The 4,429-nt window shown below is 66.1% G+C and carries 3 protein-coding genes; all 3 read right to left on the reverse strand.

Going from position 1 to position 4,429, the window contains the following annotated elements; genetic code table 11:
* Nucleotides 1-172 precede the first annotated feature (172 nt).
* Nucleotides 173-1,609: an aldehyde dehydrogenase family protein gene (locus B1A78_RS20550; RefSeq protein ID WP_077148730.1), complete on the reverse strand. Its 1,437-nt coding sequence runs from the start codon at nt 1,607-1,609 to the stop codon at nt 173-175.
* A gap of 97 nt (nt 1,610-1,706) precedes the next feature.
* The gene (locus B1A78_RS20555; RefSeq protein ID WP_083734385.1) at nt 1,707-3,011 is read right to left on the reverse strand and encodes a M20/M25/M40 family metallo-hydrolase; all 1,305 of its coding nucleotides are present in this window, start codon (nt 3,009-3,011) and stop codon (nt 1,707-1,709) included.
* A gap of 42 nt (nt 3,012-3,053) precedes the next feature.
* Nucleotides 3,054-4,429: PQQ-dependent sugar dehydrogenase (locus B1A78_RS20560; protein WP_077148731.1), on the reverse strand; the 1,376-nt coding region annotated here is incomplete at its 5' end.

A 4,429-nucleotide genomic window follows, 5' to 3' on the forward strand; every position in this document is an offset into this window, starting at 1 on the left:
GGTCATGATGGGGGTGCGTGTAATCCCAACAGGCGGATAGCAAAACCCCTCCCGTAAACGGGAGGGGCAGTGAGACTTGGGCGCTCCGCGTCCTAGTCGCAGCGGGGAGGGTTTTGGCAACGCAACAGGCCGTCCCCCGACCCCTCCCGCAAGCGGGAGGGGAGATGTCGGCTTATGCCGGGATGCCGCTGATCGCCTTGATTTCCATGAAATCCTTGAGGCCGAACAACCCGCCTTCGCGGCCATTGCCCGATGCCTTGTAGCCGCCGAAGGGCGCGCCCGGCGCCGGACCCCAATTGTTCACCGCGACCATGCCGGCGCGCAGCTTCGGCGCGACGTCGGCGGCCTTGGCGGGGTCGCCCGAGATCACCGCCGACAGGCCATATTCGGTGTCGTTGGCGACCGCGATCGCTTCGTCGAGCGTGTCATAGGCCATGACCGTCGCGACCGGGCCGAAGACTTCCTCATTGGCGATGCGCATGTTCGGGGTGACGCCCGAGAAGACGGTCGGTTTGATATAATAGCCGCGGTTGACGTTGGCGGGCAGGCCGGTGCCGCCGGTTTCGAGCGTCGCGCCCTCGTCGATCGCCGACTGGATCAGGCCCTGGATCTTGTCGAACTGCGCCTTGTTGACGACGGGGCCGATATGGCCGCCCTCGGCGAGCGGGTCGCCGACCTGCGTGCCGTCGAACATCGCCTTGATGACGCCGATCGCCTCGGCCTCGCGTTCCTTCTGGACGAGGATGCGGGTCGGCGCGATGCAGCTCTGGCCGGTGTTGATCAGCACGCCCTGCACCGTCGGGGGCAGCACTGCGCCGAGGTCAGCGTCGGGCAGGACGAGGTTCGGCGACTTGCCGCCGAGTTCCTGATGGACGCGCTTCACGGTGTCGGCGGCGGCCTTCGCCACCAGGATGCCGGCGCGGGTCGAGCCGGTGAAGCTGACCATTTCGATACCGGGGTGCGACGAGATCGCGTTGCCGACGGTCGGGCCGTCACCCTGGATCAGGTTGAACACGCCCGGCGGGACGCCTGCGGCGTCGAGGATTTCGGCGAAGATCGTTGCGTTGCCGGGGCATTCCTCCGACGGCTTCAGCACCATGCAATTGCCGCCGGCGAGCGCAGGGGCGACCTTGAGCGCGATCTGGTTGAGCGGCCAGTTCCACGGCGTGATCATGCCGACGACGCCCATCGGTTCGTAGACGACGGTGTTCGGGCCGTGCTGTTCCCTGAACTGGAAGTCCTTGAGCGCCGCGATGGTGCCGAGGAAACCGCCGAGCCCGGCGGGCGCCTGCGCGGCGGCGGCGAAGCTGACGGGCGCGCCCATTTCGGCGGCCATCGACTTGGCGAGATCGGGGATGCGCTTCTTATATTCGGCGACGATGTTGTTCAGCAGCTCGAGCCGTTCCTCGCGCGTCGTCTGCGAGAAGGTCTTGAACGCTTCCTTCGCGGCTTCGACCGCGGCGTCGACGTCGGCGGCGGTGCCGAGCACGATCGTCGTCGTCGCTTCCTCGGTCGAGGGGCTGATGACCTGATGTTCCTTGCCGCCGATACTGTCGACCCACTGGCCGCCGATGTAATTTTGTTTCAGGTGCGTTTCGAAGCTGCTCATAATCTCTCTCCCATCGGCGGTTTCGGATACGTATCGGATTGCTACCTAATCACGGCGGCGAATGAATCAAGCGCGGTACGCGCGTTTTGACGCGCGCCTAGCGCTTTTCAGCAGCAAGGCGTGACATCAGGATGGCAGCGCGTGTCGCCTGCCGTTCGATGCTCGGCAGGTCGACCGCTTCGCCGGGGGCGTGGTCGCCAGTGCTGTACGGCCCGAGACCTGCGAGCCCGTCGACATCGGCGGCAACGAAACTGATGTCGCCCGCGCCGCGCTTCAAGGGATCAAGCGCCGCCATTTCGGCGAGGCCGAGGTCGCGGTTCACGCCGTTGAGCTTGGTCAGCAGCGCACGATTGCCGTCGGTCGGCGCCATCGGCGGGTAGCCGCCGGGGTCGAAGCTCAGTTTCGCGTCGGTCAGCGGTGCATGGTCGGCGACAATCGCCGCCATCTTTGCCTTCACGCGCGTCGCCTGTTCACCCGACAGCGTGCGCAGGTCGCCGCGCGCGATCGCGATCGGCGGAATGATATTGGTCTTGCCATTGGCGGTGGCGCGAATGCCGCCCGCGTCGAGCACCGCTTCCTGCCCGCCCGCGATCAGCCCGACGTTGAAGGTCAGATTGGGTTCGGGAAGCTCGGTGCGGAAGCGTGCGATGATGCGGGTGAGCTCATAGATCGCGCCGTCGCCCGCGGCGTTGCTGAAGATACCCGAGCTGTGCGCCGACTTGCCGGTGGCGGTGACGGTCCAGCTTTCGCTGCTCCGCCGCGCGACCGAACCCATATCGGCGCCATTGTCGCGGACGAGCCCTTCGAAATCGAGCGCGACGTCGCTGCGCTTGCCCGCCTCGATCAGGTCGGCGCGCGCCTTTTCGATCGGGTCGCCGGCGTCTTCCTCGTCGCCGGTCATATGGATTTCGATATTGGCGTCCTTGAGCGTGCCCGCCGCCTTCATTGCGCGCAGCGCCGCGACGATGACGACCATGCCGCCCTTGTCGTCGCCCGCGCCCGGACCTTCGCCCTTATCGCCCAGCCTCGTGAATTTCTGGAAGGGCGAATCGGGTTCGAATACGGTGTCGAGATGCGCGATGAGCAGCAGGCGCTTGGTGTCGGGTTTGCCCTTGTGGATCGCGATCAGGTGGCCGGCGCGCTTGGTTTCGGGGGTCGGTTTCCAGGTGACGGTGAAGCCCAAGGGTTCGAGTTCGGCGCGCATCATCACCGCGACCTTTTCGACGCCTTCGAGGTTGAGCGAGCCGCTGTTCTGGTTGACGAGCCTTTCGAGCAGCGCGATCGATCGCTCCTGCTCGGCGGCGACCGTCTTTGCCATCGCCGCCTCGGGCTTCGACAATTTCGCCTGCGCGGCGCAGGGCAGGGCGGCCGCGAGCAGCCCCAGCAGCATCCAGTGTTTCATGTCAGGCGTCTCCAATCTCGAACCGGGCCTCCGCCCGTCGGATCAGGCGGGCTGGACCATGAAAATGTCGCCGTCGAGATCGACGATGAACAAGTTACCGGCATTGTCTTCGCCAAAGGAGGCGATCTGGTCAATGGTGCCGGCGTCGGGAAGGAAGTCGGCGTTGCGCGTCGCGTAGCGCGACGAGGACAAGGTCTGTCCGGCGACGAGACTGGTGAAGGGGACCGACCAGATATTGCCCGAGATGAAATCGGCGAAGACATATTGGCCCTGCAGCGAGGTCACGGGGCCGCGATAGACATAGCCGCCGGTGATCGACTGGCCCTGGCGCGCGCCGCTGCCGTGCGAATATTCGGTAACGGGGTCGATCAGTCCCGCGGGAGCGGTGCCGCGATAGCTTTGCGTGCCTTCGCGGAATGGCCAGCCGAAATTGGCGCCCGGCTGCGTCGTCGACAGGAAATCGACTTCCTCGACCGCCCCTTGCCCGACGTCGCCGATGATCAACGTCGACTGGTGGAAGGAGGCGCGGAACGGGTTGCGCAGGCCCAGCGCATAGACATAACGGTCGCCGCCGCCCGACAGATAGGGATTGCCCGGCGCGGGGATGAAATATTGCGGGCTGGCGCCGGCGAACGGATCGGGATTGCGCGCGAGGCGCAGGATCTTGCCGAGCTGGCTGTTCGGATTTTGCGCATTGTTCGCAGGGTCGCCGGCGCCGCCGCCGTCCCCGACCCCGGCATAGATATAGCCGTCGGGGCCGAAGCCGATCCAGCCGCCATTGTGATTGCTGTTCGCCGAATGCGGGATGCTGAGTGCCGTGACATAGCCGAGCGACGGGTTGACGCCGCTGAGCGTGTAGCGCCGGATCTGTACCGCGCCATTGGGCGCCGTCGCCATCGCGAGCAGGTGGCGCGAGGTGGCATGATCGGGATAGACGGCGAGGCCGAGCAGCCCGCGTTCGCCGTCGGTGCTGATATCGGTGATGTCGAGAACCCGCGTCTTGCCGCCGTTCGCGGGGTCGAACAAAAAGACGTCGCCGCCCTTTTCGGCGACATAGACGCGGCTGTCGCCCGGGATGGCGGCGACGAACAGCGGCTGGTTGAAACCGGTACCGACGCGGCGGACCGCGATTCCTTCGGGGCTGTTGACCACACTGATGTTGAGCTGCTGCGTCGCGCTGCGGCTGCCGTCGCTGACGCGCAGGTTCACGACATAGATATTGTTGCCGTCGGCATCGCCGGGGAGGTCGAAGTCGGGCGCGGCGCTGAAGCTGAGCGCGCCCGCGGGGGTGATCGCGAAGAGTCCGGCGTCGGCGCCGCCGTCGATCGAGAAGGTCAGGCTGCCGCCGTCGGCGTCGGTCGCGCTCGCCTGATAGGCGGCGGTCATATTTTCGGTGACGGTGGCGGTCGTCGGCGAGG

This window comes from Sphingopyxis sp. KK2, from assembly GCF_001990265.1.
Classification (GTDB): Bacteria; Pseudomonadota; Alphaproteobacteria; order Sphingomonadales; family Sphingomonadaceae; genus Sphingopyxis.

Coding starts and splice junctions, on each gene's coding strand:
- B1A78_RS20550 (WP_077148730.1), bottom strand. CDS start 1,609: ATGAGCAGCTTCGAAACGCACCTGAAACAAAATTACATCGGCGGCCAG.
- B1A78_RS20555 (WP_083734385.1), bottom strand. CDS start 3,011: ATGAAACACTGGATGCTGCTGGGGCTGCTCGCGGCCGCCCTGCCCTGC.